Raw genomic sequence first — 22573 nt, forward strand, 5'->3', positions numbered from 1 at the left:
CTGGACCGATCTCGGTGCGGGACTGGACCGATCTCGGTGCGGGACTGGACCGATCTCGGTGCGGGACTGGACCGATCTCGGCGGAAGGGCGGAAGAGGGCGGCGCGAGCGCCTGCCCGGCCCACGCGCCGCCCCCTTCCGCCCGCTACGCTGGCTCTGTGATCGACAACGCCTCCGACCCGCAGGCCGGCCCCGATGGCCCCGACGCTCCCGAGACGGCGGACGCCGTGCAGCCGGGCCTGTTCATCTCCTTCGAGGGCGGCGACGGCGTCGGCAAGACCACCCAGATCCGCATCCTCGCCGACCTGCTCGCGGCGGCCGACGTCGACCACGTCCTGACCCGCGAGCCCGGCGGCACCGGGCTCGGCGGCGCCATCCGCGAGCTCCTCCTGCACGGCGGCGACATCGCCCCCCGCGCCGAGGCGCTCCTGTACGCCGCCGACCGCGCCCACCACGTCGCCACCAGGATCCGCCCCGCCCTCGAGCGCGGCGCCGTCGTCCTGACCGACCGCTACCTCGACTCCTCGGTCGCCTACCAGGGCGCCGCCCGGGCACTGGGCCCCGAGGACGTCCGCGCCCTGTCCCTGTGGGCCACCGACGGCCTGCTCCCGGACCTGACGATCCTGCTCGACGCCGAGCCGGGACTCGCCGCGCGGCGCACCATGGCCCGCGGCGCCAAGGACCGCCTCGAGCGCGAGACCGACGCCTTCCACGCCGCCCTGCGCGCCCAGTTCCTCGCCCTGGCCGAGGCCGAGCCCGCCCGCTTCGTCGTCATCGACGCCGACCGCCCCGTCGGCGAGGTCGCCGACGACGTCATCGAGGCCGCCGTCGAGGCCGTTCGCCGTCACGGCGCCCGCTTCCAGCGCGGGGCCGCCCACCAGCGCGTGCTCATGGGCCTGGAGGCCTTCGTCGCCGCGGCGACCGCCCACCGCGGGGGCGCCCGGTGAGCGTGTGGGACGACGTCGTCGGGCAGGAGGCCGTCATCGCCGCCTTCGAGGCGGCCGCCCGCTCGGCCCGCGCCGTCGCCGAGGCGCGCGAGGGCGCCGCGCAGGGCCCGCAGGCGCACGAGGCCACTGCGGGGCGTCCGCACATCGCGCAGGGCCCGCCCGCGCCGGAGCGCGGTCCGGCGGCCGACCTGGCCGATTCCGCTGGTCCCGCCGAGCCGGCCGGCCCCGACCGCGCCGTCGACGGCTCGGCCATGACTCACGCCTGGCTGATCACGGGCCCGCCCGGCTCGGGCCGCTCGAATGCCGCCCGCGCCTTCGCCGCCGCCCTGCAGTGCACCGGTCCGACCCCCGGCTGCGGGCGGTGCAAGCCCTGCCGGGACGTCATGAGCGGCGCCCACCCCGACGTCGTGCGCCTGGCCACCGAGAAGCTCCTCATCACCATGGAGGAGGCCAAGGGCCTCATTGGCGAGGCGCAGCGCCGCCCCTGGACCGGCCGCTGGCGCGTCCTGCTCGTCGAGGACGCCGACCGCATGGCCGAGCGCACCACCAATGTGCTGCTGAAGTCCATCGAGGAGCCTCCGCCGCAGACCGTGTGGCTCCTGTGCACCCCGAGCGCCGACGACGTCCTGCCCACCATCCGCTCCCGGTGCCGCCTGGTGACCCTGCGCATCCCGCCGGCCGACGCCGTCGCCGAGCTGCTCGTGCGCCGCGACGGCGCCGACCCGGACCTCGCCGCACGGGCCGCCCGGGCCAGCCAGTCCCACATCGGGCTCGCCCGGCACCTGGCCACCGACCCGGGCGCCTGGGAGCGCCGACGCCGCCTCCTGCTCGCGCCCGTCTCCCTGCGCAGCGTCGGGGACGCGGTCCTGGCGGCCGCGGATCTCGTCGAGGCGGCCGAGGCGGAGGCCAAGGACGCCACCACCGAGCGCGACGCGCGGGAGAAGGCCGCCCTGCTGCGGGCGCTGGGCCTGGAGGACGGCGCCAGGGTGCCGCCCGCACTGCGCGCCCAGGTCCGCCAGCTGGAGGAGGACCAGAAGCGCCGCGCCAGGCGCGCTCGCACCGACGTCCTGGACCGGGCCATGATCGACCTGCTCTCCTTCTACCGCGACGTGCTCGCCGCTCAGATGGGCAGCGACGTCGAACCCGTCAACATCGACCTCGCCGAGGCCCTCGACCGGGTCGCCGTCGCCACCGGCCCCGAGCAGTCCCTGGCGCGCATCGCCGCCATCGAGGAGTGCCGGGCGCGGCTGCGCTCCAACGCCGCCCCGCTGCTGGCCGTCGAGTCCCTCATGGTCCAGCTGCGCCCCCAGGCGTGAGGGGCGTGCGCCGGGGCCCATGGGGCCGACAGCGGTCCCCGCGCCGCCTGGCCGGGACCTTGTCGCTTACTACGCCTCTTTGTCCCTTACTACGCTCCTTTTCCCCGTACAGTAAGGGACAAAGAGGCGTAGTAAGCGATCCGGGGGCGTAAAGTGCCCTCGGCGCGGCCGGGGAGGCGGGGGGCCTCTTCACGTGCCTGCTGATCGCGGTCGCGATCGGCGTCCTCGCTCTTTTCTGCCTGTGTCGGCGCACGGTCTTCGACGCCACCGGCATCCACTCCCGCCTCATGCTGGGCACCCGTCACTACCCGTGGCCCGACTCCCGGGGCGCCTTCATGGTCAGTATCCCACCCTCGGGCAGGGGCAGCTCCGAGGTGTCCGTCCAGGTTCCGGCGGAACCCGCGCCGCGGGGCGCAGGAGCCGGGGCGTCGGCGCGCATGGCGACCCTCGCCGCTCCGCGCCTGACCGTCCGCGGTGCGGAGGCCGGCCGGTGCCGGCTGGAGGAGGACCTCGATGGGATCTGGGCGTGGGCCTTCCAGCGCGGCTACGCCCGCGAGATCACCGCTCGTACGCGGGCGGGGCCCGCTCGCGCGGGCTCTCAGGTGCACGACGACGGGGCGGCCGGGCTGTCCTCCGCGGCGGGCGCCGACTCCGTGGCCGCCCAGGAGGCGAGCAGCCTCAGCGCGTCCTGGCTCGGCGAGCCCGGTTCGACGGCGTAGACCGTCATGCGCATCCCCGGCGCCGTCGTCAGTGGCATGGGCTCGAAGGCCAGGTGCAGCTCGCCGACCACCGGGTGGCGGATGACCTTCTCCCCGCGGCACACGTAGCGCACGTCGTGGCGCGCCCACAGCCTGGAGAACTCGCGGCTGCGGGTGGACAGCTCCCCGATCAGCGCCGTCAGACGCGCGTCCGCCGGACCCGCCCCGGCGGCGAGGCGCAGCATGGCCACCAGGTCCTCCGCACCGGAGTCCCAGTTGGGGAAGAAGTCGCGGCTGCGGGGGTCGAGGAAGACGAAGCGGGCCATATTGACCCCCTGATCCGCCGCCTCCGGAGCGGGATCGAGGAACATGGGGGAGTACAGGGCCCGCGCCATGAGGTTGGAGGCGACGTAGGTGCTCAGGGAGTCCGCCACGAGCGCCGGCACCGCCATGGAGTCGAGGAGCCACTGCACGCCCGGCCGCAGTGCCGCGCCGCTCGTGCGGGAGCGCCGTCGGGTCCGGCCGGTGGATGACACCGAGCGGGCGAGATCGAACAGGTGCTGGCGCTCGGCGTCGTCGAGCAGGAGCGCGGAGGCGAGCGCGTCGAGGACCTCCTCCGAGGCCCCGCCGGCGTGGCCCCGCTCCAGGCGCGTGTAGTAGTCGACGCTCACGCCGGCGAGCATGGCGACCTCTTCGCGACGCAGGCCGGGAACTCGCCGGTTCCCGGCGACGACGGGCAGGCCCACCATCGGCGGGGTGACCTTGGCGCGTCTGGTGGTCAGGAAGTCCTTGATCTCCGCGCGGGCGTCGGCCGGCGCGGGGGCGCCGGCCGACGCCGGGGCCGGGGTGCTGTCGCTCATGCCGGACACGTTATGCCAGAGGCGAACCCGGTCGGAAGGCCCTGACGGGGCCCCGGTCCCGGTGCGGGCCGCACCCCAGGGCGGACGCGCCGTCGGGCCTCGCCGGGTGACACGCCGCTGGACCGCGCCGCTGAGCTGCCCCGTCAAGAACCGGAGCCCCTTTCAGATAACTTTCAGATAAGGAGCGTCCGGGACACGGTCCCCCTTCAGGAGGAGAGCCGCGGGCGAACCGGCGCCGTAGGCTGCTGACGTGAGTATCTTGCGTTCGCGTTCCCGCGCCCGCCGCGCCCTCGCGACGGCCGTCGTCCTCCTGATAGCCCTGGCGACGGCGTCCTGCGGCAGCCGGCCCACGGTGACACCCACGCCCGTAGCCGCTGGCGGGCAGGCCACCACGCCCGCCGGACTGGAGAGATTCTACAACCAGGAGATCTCCTGGTACCCCTGCGAGGAGAAGAGCGGCATGCAGGAGGCCGATGCCGCCGCGGGCTCCGGCACCTACTCCTGCGCGCGCGTCACCGTGCCGCTGAGCTATGACGAGCCCGACGGCGCCACCATCGAGCTCGCCCTCAAGCGCCGGACGGCGGACGGCACCAGCATCGGCTCCCTGTTCATCGACCCGGGCGGCCCGGGGGGCTCGGGCGTCAACCTGGTCGAGGGCGTCAAGGGCTACTTCTCCGACGACCTGCTCAAGTCCTACGACGTCGTGGGATTCGACCCGCGCGGCGTGAGCAGCTCCACCGCCGTCGAGTGCCTGACCGACGCCGAGCTCGACGCGGAGCGCTCGGGCGAGGGGGAGAAGCAGATCACCAACAAGACCCCGGCCGATGAGGCGCGGGCCGACGTCGCCGAGCGCGCCACCGAGCTCGAGGGCAAGTGCGAGACCGCCACCACCACCCAGGGGCTGCTCGACCACGTCGACACCATCTCGGCGGCCCGTGATCTCGACATTCTGCGGGCGGTCGTCGGAGACGGCGCCCTGAGCTACCTCGGCTACTCCTACGGAACCTTCCTCGGGGCGACCTATGCCGAGCTGTTCCCCGGCAACGTCGGGCGCCTGGTGCTCGACGGCGCGATCGATCCGACGCTCACGGCCGGGCAGGTCGCGCTGGGGCAGGCGCAGGGCTTCGAGAACGCCCTGCGCTCCTACGTCGAGGACTGCCAGAGCGGGCAGGGGTGCCCCCTGACGGGCGACGTCGACTCCGGCGTCAAGCAGGTGCAGGACTTCCTCGACCGGGTCCGGACCCTGCCCCTGAGGACCTCCGACTCGAGGCGGCCGCTGACGTACCCGCTCGCGCAGGACGCGATCCTGAGGGTCATGTACCAGTCCGAGTCCTGGTCCGTGCTCACCCAGGGCCTGGCGCAGGCCATGAACCAGGACGACGGCTCGACCCTGCTCCGCATCTCCGACAGGCTCTCCTCGCGCAATGATGACGGCACCTACAAGGGCAACGGCAGCGAGGCCATCAACGCGATCAACTGCCTGGACTACCCGGTCACCGGGGACACGGCGTCCTGGGACGCCGAGGCGGGGGAGATCAAGGCCGCGTCGCCGACCTTCGGGGAGGCGCTGGTCTACTCGGACCTGTTCTGCCAGTCCTGGGGCCACGAGTCCTCCCGGTCCCGCGACCCGATTCACGCCTCCGGGGCCGCCCCGATCCTCGTCGTCGGCACCACCGGCGACCCGGCCACCCCCTACCCGTGGAGCCAGGCCCTGGCCTCCCAGCTCGACGACGGTCACCTGCTCACCTGGGACGGCAACGGCCACACGGCCTACGGGCGCGCGGGCGACTGCATCACCCGGGCGGTCGACGCCTACCTGCTGGCCGGCCAGTTGCCCGAAGAGGGGAAGACCTGCGCCGGGAGCAAGAGCAAGTGAGCCCGGCCGGCGTGCGTCGGGGCCGTCGTCGTCGGGGCCGTCCGCGGCCGACGGCCCGCGGACGCGGTAGCAGGCTCGGTCGGCGCGGTGCCGGGACCGGCGGTCGTGCGGCTCGGCTCAGCCGTGCGGCTCGGTGAGCTCGCCCGCGATCGACCGACCCACCCGGGCGGCCAGCTCGCCGCCGCGCAGCCCCTGGGCCAGGAGGAACTGCACCTTGGCGTAGGTCGCCTCCAGCGTCATGTCGCCGCTGCCCACGGCTCCGGCGCGCGCGATCGCGTCCCCGGTCTCGTAGCGGCCCAGCACTACCTCGGCCTGGTGGCACTGGGAGGCGACGACGACGGCCGTGCCCGCCTCGACCGCGTCGGCGACGACGTCGGTCAGCCCGGGCTGCGCGCTCGGGACGTTGCCGACTCCGAAGGCCCGCAGGATCACCGCGTCGGGCAGGGGCGTCAGCAGGGCCCGCAGCCGGGAGGCGGTGATGCCCGGGACGAGGTCGACGACGACGACGTCGTGGTGCCCGTACGGCAGGGGCCTCGGACGGTTCGCTCCGGGCGTGCACGCAGCGGGCCGTTGGTCCCACTGGCCCCACTCGGCGTCGGGCGCGGGAGCCCACTGCCAGGGCGCGCCGGCGGTCGCCAGCGGCGCCGCGCACGGGGAGGCGAAGCCCTCGAGGCCCCACGTGCTGGTCTTCGTGGCGCGGTTGCCGGCCAGCAGGTGGTGCCCGAAGAAGAGGGCGACTCCGGTCGCCCGCCCACTCGTGGCGGCGCGCAGGGCTCCGGCGACGTTGGGAGCCGCGTCCGAGCCGACGGCGCCCAGGGGCAGCTGGGCGCCGGTGACGACCACCGGGCGGTCGAAGCCTGTCAGGGCGTAGGACAGTGCGGCCGAGGTGTAGGCCATGGTGTCGGTGCCGTGGAGGACGACGTAGGCGTTCGCCCCTCCGGGGCTCTGAGCGCTCTCCGCGGTCTCGGTGCCCGCGGCGCTCGCTGTGCCCTCAGTGCCCGCCGCCGTGCCCGCCGTCGGGCCCGCGACGCGATGCGCACGCAGTTCATTAAGGATCGCCTGCCACGACTCGGGTGTCGCATTGGCGGAATCAATAAGCGGGTCGAGGGCGGCCAGCGACACCCTCCCCTCAAGATCGGTGCCCTTAAGGAGCGCGGCGAGCCAGTGGCCGAGATCGGCGCCGGGCACGAGCCCGTCGGGAGAGTCGACCATTCCGATGGTGCCGCCCGCGTAGATGATATGGACGCTCGGTGCTGGCGCGATGGGCATGGTGGGTCTCCTCGGTTCGGTGATCGGGCGCGCGGGGGCGCGGCCCTGTCGGTCGGGCAAGGGCCGGTCGTAATGATCTCAGCGATCTCTTAGGGCTCTCGGCGAGGGCGGGGCCCACGGGGGCGATGGTGAGTCCGGGCGTTCAAAGAGGATAGGGCGGGCGGTGGCGGCTGCCCCGTGTCTCCGGGGGCGGGATGTCGAATGCGTGGAAGAGGGCCGTCTTCGGCGGCGCGCGTCCGGCCCGCGCGAATCCCGGCGCGTCGCCCGCACGACGGTGTCGGCTGACGGTGCGCGAGGGCCTGTGTTCAGTACCACCTCCGCGTGCCCGGCGCACGGATTGCGCGACCGGCGCCGGGGCCGGTAGCCTGCGGTCCGCTACCATGCAGCACGCCACCTTAGCTCAGTCGGCAGAGCGATTCACTCGTAATGAATAGGTCGTGGGTTCGATTCCCACAGGTGGCTCCGCGCGAGCGCCTCATCCCGGGACCCCAGGGTTCCGGGATTTTTCGTTCTCTGTCGGCCGGCGGGGCCGTCCGGCCCGCCGCCGGTCCCCGCCCGCTCGACGGCATCGGTGGATACCGGCAACGAGGCTTGCGGAAACGAGGGCGGGGGGCGCGGATAACTTGACCCCCGTTTGGGCTTGCATTCAATTCGCTTTGCGTTTAGCGTTGTCACTGATGATTTACTCGCTCGAAAGCGAGGACCGCTGACCCCGAAAGGTGTGTGCCATGGCGCAGAAGACCCAGATCATTCTTGTGGACGACATCGATGGCTCAGAGGCCACCCAGTCCGTCACCTTCGCTCTTGACGGCGTGAACTACGAGATCGATCTCAATGATGACCACGCGGCGGCGTTGCGTGAGACCGTTGAAGAGTGGACGGTGAAGGCCCGGCGCGTGAGCGGCCGTCGTATCCGTCGTCGTGCCGGAGCGGCCCCCAGGACCTCCTCGAACACGCAGAAGGTGCGCGAGTGGGCTCGCGCCAACGGCTACGAGGTCTCCGACCGCGGCCGTATCCCCGCCTCCATCCGCGAGGCCTACGACGCCGCCAACTGACCGGGCTCGGCTGCCGAGCCGGACCGCCCGCCGGGGGCGGCACGATCTCCGTGCGAGCGGGGCCGCCCTCGGCGGACATCCCGGTGCGACTGACGTGCTGGGCCAGGCCCCTGTGTCCATTGGGACTCAGGGGCCTGGTCGTGCCCGCCCCGGCCTGGCAAGATAGGGGTATGGCTTACACCCTTGTGCTGCTCCGCCACGGCGAGAGCGATTGGAATGCGAAGAACCTCTTCACCGGCTGGGTCGACGTGCCGCTGTCCGAGAAGGGCCGTGCCGAGGCCGTCCATGGAGGTGAGCTGCTCAAGGAGGCGGGGGTCCTGCCTGAGAAGCTCTTCACCTCGATGCTGCGCCGCGCCATTACGACTGCCAACCTGGCCCTCGACGCCGCCGACCGCCACTGGATCCCGGTCGAGCGCAACTGGCGTCTCAACGAGCGCCACTACGGCGCGCTTCAGGGCAAGAACAAGAAGCAGACCCGCGACGAGTACGGCGAGAAGCAGTTCATGCTCTGGCGCCGTTCCTACGACGTTCCTCCGCCGGCCATCGAGGCCGGCAGCGAGTTCTCCCAGGATGCCGACCCGCGCTATGCCGGCGAGCCCATCCCCGCCACCGAGTGCCTCAAGGACGTCCTGAACCGCATGCTCCCGTACTGGGAGAGCACCATCGTCCCCGAGATCAAGACGGGCAAGGTCGTTCTCATCGCGGCGCACGGCAACTCGTTGCGTGCCATTGTCAAGCACCTCGACGGCATCTCCGACGCTGACATTGCGGGTGTCAACATTCCCACTGGCATCCCGCTGGTATACGAGTTGGACGAGGAGACCCTCAAGCCCATCAAGAAGGGCGGTCGCTACCTCGACCCGGAGGCCGAGGCCAAGATCGCGGCGGTCGCCAACCAGGGCAAGTGACGCCGGCGGCATTGATGGTGCTGTAGGCGCACCCGTCTCTACGACGGCGGTCTGCCGCTCCCCCGCGGGGGAGCGGCAGACCGCCGGTGCCTCTTCGCTGGTCCCGGCGCGGGAGTGAACCGATCTCGAGCCGGAATGCGACTGATCTCGGTGAAGGGGACGGCGGCTCAGCCCGGGGCGCCGCCGGAGACCAGGTAGGCCATGCGGCGCGCCACCGACGTCGAGTGATCGCCGAAGCGCTCCAGGAAGCGCCCCATGAGGACCGCGTCGACGACCTGCTGGCGGCTCAGCTCGTTGGCGGGGTCCAGGATCATCTGGAAGGACTGGCGGTGCAGGGCGTCGAGCTCGGAGTCGCCGCGCTGGATCTGCGCCGCCAGGTCCAGGTCGTGGGTCGCGATGAGGCGGGCGACGTCCGCCCCGGCGCGCACGGCGGCGTCGGCCATCTGCAGGATCAGGCCCATGACCGGTTCGGGGACCGGGGGCTCGGGGTAGCGTCCGCGCGCAATGGCGGCCACGTGCCGGGCCAGGTCGCCCTGCCGCTCCAGGGTCTGGGCCATGCGCAGGGCCGAGATCACATTGCGCAGGTCCCCGGCCACGGGCTGCTGACGGGCCAGCAGCATAATGCACATGTCGTCGATGTCCCGCTGCAGGTCGTTGATGCGCTCGTCGGCGTCGATGACCTGCTCGGCGACAATGATGTCCCCGTTGCTGAGCGACTCGGCGGCCCGCTCGATCGCCGTCGCCACCTGCCTGGCCATGGTCTCAAGGTCCGAGCCGAGCTGCTTGAGCTCCTGATTGAAGATGTCTCGCACGGGGTCGCTCCTGATTCTGGGCCGGTTACGGGCCGGGTCGCGGCGGTCGGCCGCCCGGGGTCGGGCGTCTTCCAACGACCATTGTGGCCGCTGAGCGGGGCGGGCGGGGCGGCTCGCCCGGGAGGGCTCGCGATCGGCACCGTCCCGCCTCTACCCTTGGGGTGTGGGAAGTTTCGTGCTGCTGGTCAGTGTCGCCGTCGTGTGTGTCGGGATAGGCGCCGCTGCCGCCTTCGCCCTCGCTCCGCCCCTGTACGGCTCCCGCTCGAACGGCATCACCGCGGGCTCCACCCTTGAGGACGACGGCGTCGTGCCCGTCCTGGCGGCGCTGCGCTCGACCGTCGTCGTGCTCGACGACGACGACGAGGTGCTGCGCGCCTCCGCCACCGCCTACACCTACAACATCGTGCGCGACGACGAGGTCTGCGAGCCGCAGGTGGCCGAGATGGTCGCCCGGGTGCGAGCCGGGGGGGCGCCCGAGGAGGCCGAGCTGGCCGTCGCCCGCGGACGCGTCGCCGGGGCCGGCCAGTTCCACCTGTACGTGCGCGTGGCCGCTATTGGGCGCGGCCGCATCCTCGTCCTCATCGAGGACCGCACCGCCGCCAAGCGGCTGGAGGACATGCGCCGCGACTTCGTGGCCAATGTCTCCCACGAGCTCAAGACCCCAGTCGGCGCTATCGCCCTGCTGGCCGAGACCGTCGAGGGCGCCGTCGACGACCCCGATATCGTGCGCAACTACGTCGGCCGCATACGCCGGGAGACCACGCGCCTGGGCGTGCTCGTCCAGGAGATCGTGGAACTCTCCCGCCTCCAGGAGGGGGACGCGCTGGTCGAGCCCGACGACGTCGACCTGGACGCCGTCGTCGCCGAGGCCATCGACCGGGTGCGCACCGAGGCCGAGGCCAAGGAGGTCACCCTCATCTCGGGCGGCACCCCCGGCCTGCACGTGCGCGGCGACGCCGCCCTCATCACCACGGCCGTGCGCAACCTGCTGGACAACGCCATCCGCTACTCCGACCCGCGCACGCGCGTGAGCGTGGGGATCAGCATTGATCGCACGGGCGCCGGTGATGGTGCGGGCGGCGCGGACGGTCCCGACGGCGCGGGCGGCGCAGGCGGTTCGGATGCCGACGACGTCGCCGGCGGCGCGGAGGGCGCCGCCGCAGCGGGCTCGACCGACGAGCTGGTGCGCATCGCCGTCGTCGACCAGGGCATCGGGATCGCCAAGGAGGCGCAGGAGCGCGTGTTCGAGCGCTTCTACCGCGTGGACAAGGCGCGGTCGCGGGCCACCGGCGGCACGGGGCTGGGCCTGTCCATCGTCAAGCACGTGGCCGCCGACCACGGCGGCACCGTCGAGCTGTGGTCCACCCCGGGGCGCGGGTCCACCTTCACCCTCGTCCTGCCGCGCCTGGTTCCGGAGCCGCCGGACCCGGCGGGCGCGGCCCCCGAGGCCGAGGCCGCCGTCGCCTCCGGTGCCGCGGGCGCGGCCTTCGCCGCCATCGCCGCGATCTCCGAGGAAGGCCAGACATGACCCGTATCCTGCTCGTCGAGGACGAGGAGAACTACCGAGAGCCGCTGGCCCTCAGCCTGCGCCGCGACGGCTTCGAGGTCGTGGAGGCGCAGGACGGGGCGGCCGCCATCGAGCGCTTCGAGGCGGCCGGCAGGTCCGGCGGGCCCGCTTCGATCGACCTCGTGCTGCTCGACCTCATGCTCCCGCGCCTGTCGGGCACGGAGGTGTGCCGCCGCATACGGCGCATCTCCAGGGTCCCCGTCATTATGGTCACGGCCAAGGACTCCGAGATCGACAAGATCGTGGGCCTGGAGATCGGCGCGGATGACTACGTCACCAAGCCGTACTCCTACCGCGAGCTGCTCGCCCGCGTGCACGCCGTCCTGCGGCGCAGCCATGAGGACGGGCCCCAGGAGCTGCTGCTGAGCGCGGGCCGGGTCATGATGGACGTCGAGCGCCACGAGGTGCGCGTCGACGGCGAGGCCGTCACCATGCCGCTGCGAGAGTTCGAGCTGCTCGAGCTGTTCCTGCGAAACCCCGACCGCGTGCTGACGCGCAGTCAGATTATTGAGCGGATATGGGGGGCGAACTACGTGGGGGACACCAAGACCCTCGACGTCCACGTCAAGCGGATTCGAGCCAAGATCGAGGTCGAGCCGAGCGCGCCCCGGCTGCTGACCACGGTGCGCGGAGTCGGGTACATGCTGGTCACCTCTGACGACTCCGCTTAGCCCCGGGTCCTGGGGCGGCCCCGGGCCGGGGGGGTGCAGCCGGGGGGCGGGACGGGTCGCTGAAGGTTGCGCGTTCCACCGTGTGACCTGTGAGGTACCTCCCCGGAATATGCGCGCCATTCCCTGGTAAACTGAGGTTCCTGCCATTAGCTACGGAGTGACGTCACCTATGACCTTTGAAGTCGGCGAGACCGTCGTCTACCCCCACCACGGCGCGGCCCGGATTATTGATATCCGCCAGCGCAAAGTACGCGGTGAGGAGAAGACCTATCTACAGCTCGAGGTTGCGCAGGGAGACCTGACAATCCTCGTCCCCGCGGAGAGCGTGGAGCTCATCGGGGTGCGGGACGTGGTGGATGAGGCCGGACTCGAAAAGGTCTTCGACGTGCTGCGCGCCCCGCTCACTGAGGAGCCCACCAACTGGTCGCGCCGTTTCAAGGCCAACCAGGAGAAGATCGCTTCCGGTGACGTTATTAAGGTCGCCGAGGTCGTCCGCGATCTTTCCCGCCGAGACACCGATCGCGGCCTGTCCGCCGGGGAGAAGCGCATGCTGTCCAAGGCGCGCCAGATCCTCGTCTCCGAGCTCGCCCTCGCCGAGAAGACCGCCGAGGACCAGGCCGAGTCCAAGCTCGACGAGGTCCTCGCCTCCGGCACCGCCGCCTGAGAGCCGCTCGTGCCCGCGACGGATGGGGCCGGCAGCACCGATGCTGCCGGACGCGCCGGCGGGGCCGGTTGCGCCGACGGCGATGGGGGCGGCGTCGTCGCCGTCCTGACCGCGGCGGGCTCCGGGACCCGTCTGGGCGCCGCCGGACCCAAGGCGCTCGTCGAGGTCGCCGGGGAGAGCCTGGTGCGCCGTGCGGTGCGCTGCCTGGCCGCCTCGGGCGTCGTCGATCATGTCGTCGTCACCGCGCCCGCGGAGCACATCGCCCGCTTCGAGGCTGAGCTCGTCGGGCTCGTCTCCGGGCACGCGACTGGGCCTGCCTCTGAGCCCGCCTCCGGCCCTGCGGTGAAGCCCGGGGCCGGGGCCGACTCCGCGGCACGGTCCGACACCGGGACGGCCGGACCTCGCGCCGGTGACCCCGGCGGGGCCCGCGGCGCCCCCATCGGCATTGAGGTCGTTCCCGGCTCGCCCGACTCCCGGCAGGCCAGCGTCTCCCTCGGCCTGGCCGCCGCGCTGGCCGCCCGGCCCGGCGCGGCCGTCGTCCTCGTCCACGACGCCGCCCGCGCCCTCACCCCGCCCGAGGTCGTGCGCCGCGTGGTGGCCGCGGTGCGGGCGGGATACGACGCCGTCGTCCCCGCCGTGCCCGTGAGCGACACGGTCAAGGAGGTCGCCGCCACGGGCCGGGCGGGCGCGGGCCCGGCCGACGCGGGCGGCGCCCCCGCCGCCGACACGCCGGTCGAGGTGGTCGTGGGGACCCCCCACCGCTCCCGGCTGCGGGCGGTGCAGACCCCGCAGGGCTTCGCCTCGGCCACCCTGGTCGCCGCCCACCGGCTGGGCGCCGACCGCGCCGCCGACGAGGCCCGGGCCGCCTCCGACGACGCCGGACTCGTCGAGGCCGCCGGCGGCACCGTCGTCGTCGTCGAGGGAGACCCCCTCGCCATGAAGGTCACCACGCCGCTCGACCTCGCCCTGGCCGAGGTCCTCGCGCCCGCTCGGTGACGCCCGCCGCGGGCGCCGTCGGGCGACGGGCCGCGCCGTCCGTCGCAGTGACCGATCGGCCATCCTCAACGGCGCCAAGGCCGCCGCACGACCGCCTGCGGCGCCGTAGGCTCACAGCATGACCCACCCCCAGTCCGAGGGCGACCTGCTCAGCGCCCCCCAGCACGAGACCAAGCCCTACAGCGGCATCCATCCGGGCGGGCCGACCCGCCTGCTGTCCTGGCCCGTCCTCGCCTGGGGGCTGTGGGACTGGGGGAGCGCCGCCTTCAACGCCGTCATCACGACCTTCGTCTTCACCGTCTACCTCACCGGCCCCGACTTCGGCGTGAAGGCGGCCAACGAGTCCGCCCTCTCGCTGGGACTGTCGATCGCCGGATTCATTATCGCCCTGCTGGCGCCGGTCACCGGGCAGAGGGCCGACAGGGCGGGGCGGACCGTCTTCTGGCTCGGCGCCTACACGACCATTGTCGTGGCCATCAGCGCGGCGCTGTTCCTCGTGCTGCCGCGGCCGAGCCACCTCTGGCTCGGCATCGCGCTGCTGGGGGTCGGCAACATCTTCTTCGAGCTGGCGAGCGTCAACTACAACGGCATCCTGCCCCAGATCGCCACCAGGGACAGGGTCGGCGCCGTCTCCGGGCTCGGCTGGGGCATGGGCTACGTCGGTGGCATCGTCCTGCTGCTCATTGTGTATGTCGGCTTCATCAATCCCCGCGTCGGCTGGTTCGGGGTCACCGCGGACAACGGGCTGAGCGTCCGCGCCTCCATGCTCGTTGCCGCCGTCTGGTTCGGGCTGAGCGCGATCCCGGTCCTGGTGACCCAGTCCGGCAGGCGGGGCCGGCGGCGTCGGCAGGCCATTCTCGAGGACGCTCAGCGCGGTGCGGACCGTGAGAAGGCCGGGCTCGAGGCCGAGCCGGCCGAGCCGTCGCAGGGGCCGGCCGTGCGGGTCCGCCGGCAGGAGTCGATCTGGGGCTCCTACAAGCGACTGTGGCGCACGCTCGTGGCGCTGCACCGCACTCATCCCGAGGTGCTGTGGTTCCTGCTCGCCGCCGCCATCTTCCGCGACGGCCTGGCCGGCGTGTTCACCTACGGCGGCGTTGTCGCCCAGAACACCTTCGGCTTCACCAGCGGCGATGTTCTCGTCTTCGCCGTCGCGGCCAACGTGATCGCGGGCGTCGCGACCATCGCCTCGGGGGCGCTCGACGACCGCATCGGCCCCCGCAGGGTGATCATCGGGTCGCTGACGATCCTCGTGTGCGCGGGCGTCGGCGTGTTCTTCCTGCACGGCGGCGGAGCGAGGGTGTTCTGGGTGCTCGGCCTGGTCCTGGCCGGGTGCGTCGGCCCGACCCAGTCGGCGGCGCGCTCCTTCCTGGCGCGCGTGATCCCCAAGGGGCGCGAGGGCGAGATCTTCGGCCTGTACGCCACGACGGGCCGCGCCGTGTCCTTCCTGGCGCCGGCGATGTACGGGACGTTCATCTGGATCGGCGTCCTCGTCGGCGGCGCGGAGGCCTCCCACTGGGGCATCCTCGGGATCATGCTGGTCCTGGTGATCGGTCTGCTGCTGACGGTCCGGATCAAGGACCCCGCCGGGCACATCACCGACCTGGGGGACTGAGGGCGGCGCGGGGAGGACCCGCCGGCGCGGGCCGTCGTCGGCCCGGGGCTCGGGGCGAGGCCCGCGGACAGGGCGCGGCACCGGTAGTCGTCTGCCCTGCGGCCCGGGGGCCTGGGGCCCTGCGGCCCGGGGCGGTGGCGGCCTGGGCCGCGCGGCTCAGGCCCGCCGGGCCTCGCGCTCGGCGCGCGTGCGGGCCATGTCCTCCTCGGACAGCGGCCCCTGGGCGGTGCCGGGGGCGCCGTCGTCGCGCACCCAGGAGACGGCGAGCCCCTCCTTGTGCCCGAAGCGGGCCAGGTGGGTGCCCGTGACCCGCTCCAGGCGCGCCAGATCCGCCTCCGTCGTGCGCAGCGCGAGGACGAGCGCGCCCTCGTCGCAGGCCAGCTCGACGACGCCGGTCACCGGGCCCTCCCGGTTGAAGGACAGCGAGCCGGTGGCGGAGGCGTCGTCCCAGGCCGTCGTGATCTTGCGGCCCATGTGGGCGACCAGCTGGCGGCCGTACCGGTCGGGCCGGTCCGTGGCGACGCGGGCGACGGAGCTGCGGTCGAATGCGGGGGTCTCGGAGGCGCTCATGATTTTAAGGCTACCCTTACTCGACAGTCCGTCCGCGGCTCTTCGTCGACGCTTCTCCGGCTCCTCTCCCCCGACTTCCCGCCGGGGGCGACGGGCGGTCAGGCGCCGGCCGGGCCGCCGCCCGTGTCGGGGCCGACCTCGGCCAGGGCGAGCACGTGCCCGTCGGGGTCCAGGGCGTAGCCGACCGACTCGCCCCACGGCCGACCGGACAGCGGAGCGAGGACGCGGCCTCCGGCGGGCTCGACCCGCTCCAGGGCGGCGGCGGCGTCGCGGCGCCGCAGGTAGATCTCGCAGCGCTGGCCCGTGCCCGGGGTGATGCCCGGAACGCGTGCGACCGAGTCGCGCTCGGGCACGAGGCCCAGCGTGAGGTCCTCGAGGTCGAACTCGGTCATGCCGGGCGCGTCCAGGGCGGGGGAGGCCCCGAGGACCCGGCGGTAGAAGGACGCGGCGCGATCCTGGTCCTCGACGTAGAGGATGACCTCGGTGCGGTGCATGCAAGAACCGTAGCGCAGCTCCCGGCGACCGGCACGGTGTGGCGCGGATCTCCTCCCGGGCGTCTCGGCCACCGGACGCCCCACCTCGTCGAGATCGGTCCGCTTCCGCGTCGAGATCGGTCCGCTTCCGCACGAGTCGCCTCCTGAGCGGTATCGCCGACCGGGCTGTTGACTCGCGGCCATGAGCGGCCTACTGTTACAGCCATATAAAAACGATCGTTTCGTTATGGATGGGCCTCGCGCACGCTCCCGGGACCCGGACATGCCGACGAGTCTTCCCACGCCGCTGCACACGAAGGGCCTGACATGTTCACTCGCATAGGTCGCACCGTCTCCCGCCACCCCGTGGGCTTCGTCGTCGGCTGGGCGCTGCTGGTCGTCCTCGCGGCCTCCCTGGTCTTCCAGGGCTGGGGCCGGGGCGGCCTGTTCGAGCGGCTGGCGAGCGGCGAGGTCACCACGCCGGGCACCGAGTCCAACGTCGTGTCCTCCATGACCACCTCCGACGACAGCACCGGCGAGAAGATCACCGTCGTGGTCGACGGCGTTGACGTCGCCGGCGACTATGCGAATGCCGCCGCCGCGGCTACGGCCGCGCGCGAGAAGCTCACCGGGCTCGACGGCGTCGCCTCGGCGACCGACCCCTTCGCACTGCCCGGCTCCGCCTCGCAGCAGGCCAGGACGCTGCTGTCGACGGACGGCGATGGCTACGCCGTCGTCGTCGCCCTCGACGAGGGACTGACCGACAAGGAGGCCGACGCCGCCAACGCGCGCGTGGCCGCCGCGGCCGAGGGCGCCTACCGCGACTCCCTGCGCGAGTACGCCCCAGGCGCGGAGGTGCGTGCCGTCTCCGCGGACCTCATCGGGGACTCCATCGGCGAGCTCGTCCAGAAGGACCTCGCTCGGGGCGAGTCCGTGAGCCTCCCCGTGGCCCTCGTCCTGCTGATCATCATCTTCGGCGGCCTGCTCGCCGCCGGCCTGCCGCTGGCGGGCGCCGTCGTCTCCATCCTCACCGGCATGGGTGCGCTGTGGTGCCTGACCTTCGTCCTGGACGTGCACTCCTTCATCCTCAACGTCATCTCCATTATCGGCCTGGCCCTGTCGATCGACTACGGCCTGCTGTTCGTCAGCCGATACCGCGAGGAGGTCGCGATCCGGCTGGTCGAGTCCGGGTACGACGACGGCCGGCTGCCGCAGGGCGCGGTCATGAAGGCGCTCGTGCGGGACGGCGTCGTGCGCACCGTGGCCACCGCGGGGCGCACGGTCTCCTTCTCGGCGCTGACCATCGCCTGCTCCATCGTGGGCCTGCTCATTATGCGCTCCCCGATGTTCAAGACGATCGCGGCAGGGGCGGCCGCCGTGACGCTGCTGGCCGTGCTGTGCACGGTCACGCTCGTGCCGGCCGTCATCACGCTCCTGGGCGGGCACCTGGTCCGCCCGAGCACGGTCAGCCGGGTGCCCGGCGTCAGCCGCCTCCTGCATGCCGTCGGCGACTCCTCCTCCGACGACGGCGTGTTCAGCCGGCTCTCCCACCGCGTAGTGGCGCACCCGTGGATGGTCATGGTCGTCATCGCCGCGGTCCTGGCGGCCATGGCCGCCCCCATCGGCTCGCTGCGCATGCGCGCCAACATTGTCGAGTACATGCCGGCCGACGCCTCGGTGCGCACCGGGTACGACATTCTGCAGGACGACTACCCGGCACTGGCCACTCCCACGATCAGTATCGTGGCGCAGACCGACCTCGACGGCGCCGCCGGGCTCGTGGAGGAGATCCGGGGCATGGACGGCGTCGTCCGCGCGAGCGCCTCGGAGCTGGCCGACCACGAGGGCGCGGTGCTCATCGGCGTGCTCATGGACGTGGACGACCCGGTGGGCCGGCAGGCCGTCGATGCCGTCGACCGGATCCGGGCGATCGACACCGGGTACCGGTTCTGGGTGGGCGGCGCGGCCGCGCAGCAGACCGACTTCATCGACTCGATGGCCGCCCGGGCGCCCTGGGCCGCGCTCATTGTCATCACGGCCGTCTTCGTGCTGCTGTTCTGCATGACCGGCTCACTGGTGGTGCCGCTCAAGGCGCTCATTATCAACAGCCTCTCACTGATCGCCTCTCTCGGAATCACATCCTGGCTCTTCGAGCACGGGCACCTCGGCCTGCCGCAGACCCCGGGACTGCAGACCTTCATTGTGGCCTGCCTCATGGCGTTCGGGTTCGGCCTGGCCATGGACTACGAGGTCTTCCTGCTGGCACGCATCACCGAGTACTGGGAGGACGGGCATGACAACGACGAGGCGGTCGCCCGCGGCCTGCAGCGCTCAGGACGCATTATCACCTCGGCGGCGGCCATTATTATCGCCGTCTTCCTGGGGTTCGTCTCGGGCGAGATGATCTCCATCAAGGAGATCGGCGTGGGTCTGGCCATTATGGTGGCCGTTGACGCCACGCTCGTGAGGCTGCTGCTCGTGCCTGCGACGATGACGGTGCTGGGCCGGTGGAACTGGTGGGCGCCCGGGCCGCTGGTCCGCCTGTACGGCCGCCTGCGCCAGAGGGCCTGATGGGCCGGCGGACCGGGTGGAGCCGAGGTCGAGGGCGAGGCGGGGCCGGCCGGGGCCCGGGCGAAGGCCCGGACCGGGGCCCGGGAAGGGGAGGCCGCCGCGATCGGCTCACTTCCGGCTCGAGATCGGTCGCCTTCAGTGGCGCGACAGCGTGCGATGGTCTCTGATTAGCTTTTCGTACAGGTCGGCCATTCTTGCCGCCATTGTTGTCGAGTCGAACTCTTGGGCCACATCGAGAGATCCCCTGGACAGCATGTCCAGCTTCTCGGGGTTCGAGAACAGGTCGTTGAAGGCCTGTGCGAGGTCCTCGCCCTCGATTCCGCCGGTCAGCACCGCGTTGCGCTTCGTCAGGCCCTCCGTCATCTGCTCGTCGCAGTACACGATCGGCAGACCGCTCGATGCCGCCTCGAGGAAGGTCATTGGTTGGTTGTCGAAGTGGTATGAGGCGAGTGAGAAGACGTCCGCCTGCTTGAGCAGGGCGGCGACCTTATCGCTCGGCTGCATGCCGGTGAATATGACTCGGTCGGTCACGCGCAGCTCCTCGGCGCGCGTTCTCAGCTCGTGCTCGTACGGGCCTCCGCCGACCAGGACGAGCTTGATGCTCGTGTCGGGAATGAATGGTATCGCCTCGATGAGCGCCTTCTGCCGCTTCTCCGGGCTCAGCCGGGCGACGGATATGATGAACTTCTCTCCCGGGCTTTTCTCTATGGGGGAGCCCTCGGGGTCGGCGTCGCGGTACTGCCTCGTGTTGATGCCGTTGGGGCGCACGTAGCACGGTGCCGTCAGCCCGCCCTCGTCTATTAGTATTCTTGCCAGGTGGTTCGACGGCGATATGCAGGCCTCGCACTTGTTCGCGAAGGCGGCGGTGAGTCGCCAGCCCTGGTGGGAGAACGTCTCCTTGATGGCCTCCCGGCTCATCGAGCGCAGCTGCTCGCGGGACGCCGTCGGCAGAATGGGCCTGGTTCGCAGCACGATCGGGAGCGCCACGGTCAGGGCGATGATCCCGGCCGTCACCATGAGCGGATAGTCGTCGATCAGCTCCGTGTACAGCGTGTGCACCGTCGTAACATGAGGAATGTTCTGGCGCTTCGCCACGCTGTGAGCAAGAACGCCGACGTAGAACTGCATCTGGCTGTGGACGATGTCGAACTCGTACTTGTCGAGCCTTCGTGCCAGACCGGGATAGATGACTCCGGTCTCGCGTTTGTCAAAAACATAGTTCTTTGATGAGGGGACGCGAATGACGTGGTCGTCCTCGTCCCGATACCCCTTGCACCTCGGTGCAATGACGTAGACTTCGTGACCGAGCCCCTCCAGCGCCTCTTTCAGGTTCGTTGTTGATGTCGCGACGCCGTGCACCGACGGCAGGTAATCGTCAATAAATATGCCAATCCGCACAGTTCATTGTATCACGCCCAAGTTTCGGCGCGCACATGGCGCCGCCTCGCCTATTTATTTTCTTGGTCGAGAGCGGTCCGCTGAATGTCGGGTCCGGGGTCGTGGGGCGGCCGGATGCGCCTGCTCCGGGTCCCGGCGGCGGGCGGGGTGCGCGACGGGTCGGCGTCTGGGCGCGGGCGTCCGGCCCGCGGCGAAGCGGTCTCGACGAGGGGTCGCGCATGCTATTGCACATACTGTACATGTGCGGTATAAACAGCATGTGCACATCGTTCTCTCCCGGACGTCCGGGACGCCCATGTACGAGCAGATCGTTGACCAGATCCGGCAGGCCATCTGGTCCGGCGACCTGCCCGCCGGGACCCCGCTGCCCTCGCTGCGCCGGCTCGCGAGGGACCTGGAGGTCTCCCTCATCACCACCACCCGCGCCTACAACGACCTTGCCGCCGCGGGCCTCATCGGCAACCAGGCCGGTCGCGGCAGCTTCGTCCTGCCCCAGGACGAGGACGAGACCCGCGCGCGTCTCCTCGCCCGGCTGGACGCCCAGCTCGACGACGCCGTCGCCACCGCCCGGCTCGCCGGGCTCGACCTGTCCGACCTCCACGAAAGGAGTACGCAACGATGGAACGCACTGAACACGGAGTGACCGCCCCGGTGCCCGGGGCCGCGCAGCCAGCGCCCGGCGCGGACGGCGGCCCCGGCCGTCCCGATCCCGGCCCCGCCGTCCGCCTCGACGCCGTCGTACGCAGGCAGGGGGCCTTCACCCTCGGCCCCCTCGACATGAGCGTGCCGAGCGGCCTGGTCACCGGCTTCGTCGGCCCCAACGGGGCCGGCAAGACCACCGCCATCAAGGCGATGCTCGGCATGATTGGCATCGATGCGGGCTCGATCGGCGTCCTCGGCGCCGCACCGGGGGCGCGCCACGACCGCATCGGCGTCGTCCTGGACACCATGGCCCTGCCCCCGGAGTGGACGGCCGTCTCGGCCGCCCGCAACCTGGGGCGCTTCTACCCCGGCTGGGACCGGGACCTCTTCGACGAGCTGCTGGCCCGCCTGGACGTCCCGCCCCGGGTGCGGGTCAAGGACCTGTCGCGCGGTCAGGGCGTCAAGCTCCGGCTCGTCCTCGCGCTCGCCCACCGCCCCGAGCTCCTCATCCTCGACGAGCCGACCTCGGGCCTGGACCCCGTCGCGCGCCTGGACGTCCTGGACGTCCTCCGCGACTTCCTCGTCGAGGAGGGGCGGACGATCCTCTTCTCGACCCACATCACCTCCGACCTGGAGCAGATTGCGGACCACCTTCACATTATCGGGGCCGGCCGCACCCGCTTCGCCGGTCCCCTGACCGATCTCGCCGAGCAGTGGGCCATGGCCCGCGGCCCCGTCTCGGCCCTGACGCCCGCGGCCGAGGCGGCCCTCGCCGGGACCCGGCGCAACGGGGTGGGCGCCTTCTCCGGACTCATCAGGGTCTCGGACACCGCCGCATTCGGTCCCGACGTCGTCGTCGAGCCCCCCTCCATCGAAGAGGCCGTTGCCGCCATGACTCGTGGTCCGGGGTCTGACGGCCTCGCCCGCCACTCCCGTCCCGCCGCCTCGGCGGCCCCGGTCCAGGAGCACTGACATGCGCACCACGTGGAACCTGCTGCGCGCCGAGCTGTCGGCCCACGCCTTCGCGCTGCGCAACTTCGCGATCGTCGCGGCCATTATCACTGCGGCGAACCTCGCCCTGGGCGGGGCGACGCCGGCCGTCGCCGTGTGCACCCTGACGACGGCCTTCCTGCCCGGCGCCCTGTTCGCCCAGGACGAGCGGGCGCACCTGGACGCCATGTACGCGATCCTGCCGGTGACTCGGACGCAGTTCGTGCTCGGCCGCTACCTGCTCGTCGCCCTCGTCGCCGCAGCCACGACCCTGGCGGGCGTCGGCGTCGCGCGAGTCGATTCGCTCGTGCGCGGCCCCCAGGCCGGCCCCGTTCCGCTGTCCACGGCGGCGGTCGCGGGCGTGGCCCTGGCGGTGGTCGGCGCCGTCGCCGCGGTCCAGCTGCCGCTCTTCCTCGCCCTCGGGCACGCGCGCACGGGCGTGCTCTCCTACGGCGCGACCATGGCCCTCATGTTCGGGGTCATACTCCTGGTCCGCCGGCTCCCCGGGCTCGCGACGACGCTGCTGGACTGGGCGGGCCGGCCGTTCATCGGGCCTGCCGGGCTGGGGGTCGCGGCGGCGCTGCTTGTCGCCTCCGCCGCGTGCGCGACCCGCCTCTACCGGCGTCGGAGCCTGTAGGACGACGGCGGGGCGGCCTTCTGGCCGATGATGGGGCCGGAG

General features: G+C 72.0%; 20 protein-coding genes and 1 tRNA gene. 15 read left to right on the forward strand and 6 right to left on the reverse strand.

Annotated features, from left to right (window positions below; genetic code table 11):
* Positions 1-226 precede the first annotated feature (226 nt).
* Together tmk and O145_RS09030 are read left to right on the forward strand one after the other, a co-directional pair.
* Positions 227-946 (forward strand): dTMP kinase, encoded by a 720-nt coding sequence (gene tmk / locus O145_RS09025; protein WP_043562382.1) that lies wholly within the window; start codon positions 227-229, stop codon positions 944-946.
* Positions 943-2262 (forward strand): DNA polymerase III subunit delta', encoded by a 1320-nt coding sequence (locus O145_RS09030; protein WP_043562355.1) that lies wholly within the window; start codon positions 943-945, stop codon positions 2260-2262. Before tmk ends, O145_RS09030 begins: the two co-directional genes overlap by 4 nt.
* 598 nt (positions 2263-2860) lie before the next feature.
* Here O145_RS09030 and O145_RS09035 read toward each other — a convergent pair.
* Positions 2861-3820, reverse strand: a complete 960-nt coding sequence (locus O145_RS09035) for a helix-turn-helix domain-containing protein (protein WP_052374904.1) — start codon at positions 3818-3820, stop codon at positions 2861-2863.
* A 250-nt stretch (positions 3821-4070) separates the two neighbouring features.
* Between O145_RS09035 and O145_RS09040 the strand changes: the two genes are divergently transcribed.
* Positions 4071-5696, forward strand: a complete 1626-nt coding sequence (locus O145_RS09040) for an alpha/beta hydrolase (protein WP_084682494.1) — start codon at positions 4071-4073, stop codon at positions 5694-5696.
* A gap of 117 nt (positions 5697-5813) precedes the next feature.
* Here the strand turns inward: O145_RS09040 and O145_RS09045 are convergent, their stop codons facing one another.
* The gene (locus O145_RS09045) at positions 5814-6965 is read right to left on the reverse strand and encodes an asparaginase (protein ID WP_043562356.1); all 1152 of its coding nucleotides are present in this window, start codon (positions 6963-6965) and stop codon (positions 5814-5816) included.
* A gap of 389 nt (positions 6966-7354) precedes the next feature.
* Between O145_RS09045 and O145_RS09050 the strand changes: the two genes are divergently transcribed.
* From O145_RS09050 to O145_RS09060, 3 genes are all read left to right on the forward strand, one after another.
* Positions 7355-7427: transfer RNA gene (locus O145_RS09050), tRNA-Thr, on the forward strand.
* A 266-nt stretch (positions 7428-7693) separates the two neighbouring features.
* Positions 7694-8020: a histone-like nucleoid-structuring protein Lsr2 gene (locus O145_RS09055; protein ID WP_043562357.1), complete on the forward strand. Its 327-nt coding sequence runs from the start codon at positions 7694-7696 to the stop codon at positions 8018-8020.
* Between the two features lie 170 nt (positions 8021-8190).
* On the forward strand, positions 8191-8928 hold the full coding sequence (locus O145_RS09060) for a phosphoglyceromutase (RefSeq protein ID WP_043562358.1): 738 nt from the start codon (positions 8191-8193) through the stop codon (positions 8926-8928).
* 167 nt (positions 8929-9095) lie between these two features.
* Here O145_RS09060 and phoU read toward each other — a convergent pair whose 3' ends face one another.
* The gene (gene phoU, locus O145_RS09065; protein WP_043562359.1) at positions 9096-9740 is read right to left on the reverse strand and encodes a phosphate signaling complex protein PhoU; all 645 of its coding nucleotides are present in this window, start codon (positions 9738-9740) and stop codon (positions 9096-9098) included.
* A gap of 163 nt (positions 9741-9903) precedes the next feature.
* Here phoU and O145_RS09070 point away from each other — a divergent pair, with 163 nt between their 5' ends.
* From O145_RS09070 to O145_RS09090, 5 genes are all read left to right on the forward strand, one after another.
* Positions 9904-11268, forward strand: a complete 1365-nt coding sequence (locus tag O145_RS09070) for a sensor histidine kinase (protein ID WP_043562360.1) — start codon at positions 9904-9906, stop codon at positions 11266-11268.
* Positions 11265-11978: a response regulator transcription factor gene (locus O145_RS09075; RefSeq protein WP_043562361.1), complete on the forward strand. Its 714-nt coding sequence runs from the start codon at positions 11265-11267 to the stop codon at positions 11976-11978. The genes O145_RS09070 and O145_RS09075 overlap by 4 nt, the downstream gene beginning before the upstream one ends.
* A 169-nt stretch (positions 11979-12147) precedes the next feature.
* On the forward strand, positions 12148-12642 hold the full coding sequence (locus O145_RS09080; RefSeq protein WP_043562362.1) for a CarD family transcriptional regulator: 495 nt from the start codon (positions 12148-12150) through the stop codon (positions 12640-12642).
* A 9-nt stretch (positions 12643-12651) separates the two neighbouring features.
* Positions 12652-13638, forward strand: coding sequence for an IspD/TarI family cytidylyltransferase (locus O145_RS09085; RefSeq protein ID WP_169740336.1), 987 nt, complete (start codon positions 12652-12654; stop codon positions 13636-13638).
* Between the two features lie 118 nt (positions 13639-13756).
* Positions 13757-15250 carry an MFS transporter gene (locus O145_RS09090; RefSeq protein ID WP_043562363.1) on the forward strand — a complete coding sequence of 498 codons (1494 nt, stop codon included), beginning with the start codon at positions 13757-13759 and terminating at the stop codon, positions 15248-15250.
* Positions 15251-15406: 156 nt separating this feature from the next.
* Here O145_RS09090 and O145_RS09095 read toward each other — a convergent pair whose 3' ends face one another.
* Both O145_RS09095 and O145_RS18630 read right to left on the reverse strand, forming a co-directional pair.
* A complete protein-coding gene (locus O145_RS09095; RefSeq protein ID WP_043562364.1) occupies positions 15407-15820 on the reverse strand; it encodes a DUF2218 domain-containing protein in 414 nt (137 codons plus the stop codon).
* A gap of 98 nt (positions 15821-15918) precedes the next feature.
* A complete protein-coding gene (locus tag O145_RS18630; protein ID WP_052374905.1) occupies positions 15919-16314 on the reverse strand; it encodes a VOC family protein in 396 nt (131 codons plus the stop codon).
* 306 nt (positions 16315-16620) lie between these two features.
* Here O145_RS18630 and O145_RS09105 point away from each other — a divergent pair, with 306 nt between their 5' ends.
* Complete coding sequence (locus O145_RS09105) at positions 16621-18864, forward strand: MMPL family transporter (protein WP_043562365.1); 2244 nt, start codon at positions 16621-16623, stop codon at positions 18862-18864.
* A 135-nt stretch (positions 18865-18999) separates the two neighbouring features.
* On the opposite strand, the gene O145_RS09110 is transcribed toward O145_RS09105, so the two are convergent.
* Positions 19000-20262, reverse strand: coding sequence for a glycosyltransferase (locus O145_RS09110; RefSeq protein WP_043562366.1), 1263 nt, complete (start codon positions 20260-20262; stop codon positions 19000-19002).
* 259 nt (positions 20263-20521) lie between these two features.
* On the opposite strand from O145_RS09110, the gene O145_RS09115 reads away from it, so the two are divergent.
* Genes O145_RS09115 through O145_RS09125 form a run of 3 tightly spaced genes read left to right on the forward strand, consistent with a single transcriptional unit; the run spans position 20522 to position 22531 of the window.
* Positions 20522-20905 carry a GntR family transcriptional regulator gene (locus O145_RS09115; protein ID WP_043562367.1) on the forward strand — a complete coding sequence of 128 codons (384 nt, stop codon included), beginning with the start codon at positions 20522-20524 and terminating at the stop codon, positions 20903-20905.
* On the forward strand, positions 20881-21876 hold the full coding sequence (locus tag O145_RS09120; protein WP_084682496.1) for an ABC transporter ATP-binding protein: 996 nt from the start codon (positions 20881-20883) through the stop codon (positions 21874-21876). Before O145_RS09115 ends, O145_RS09120 begins: the two co-directional genes overlap by 25 nt.
* Before the next feature lies 1 nt (position 21877).
* On the forward strand, positions 21878-22531 hold the full coding sequence (locus tag O145_RS09125) for an ABC-2 transporter permease (RefSeq protein WP_043562368.1): 654 nt from the start codon (positions 21878-21880) through the stop codon (positions 22529-22531).
* Positions 22532-22573 lie beyond the last annotated feature (42 nt).

This window comes from Actinomyces israelii DSM 43320 (assembly GCF_000711965.1).
GTDB lineage: Bacteria > Actinomycetota > Actinomycetes > Actinomycetales > Actinomycetaceae > Actinomyces > Actinomyces israelii.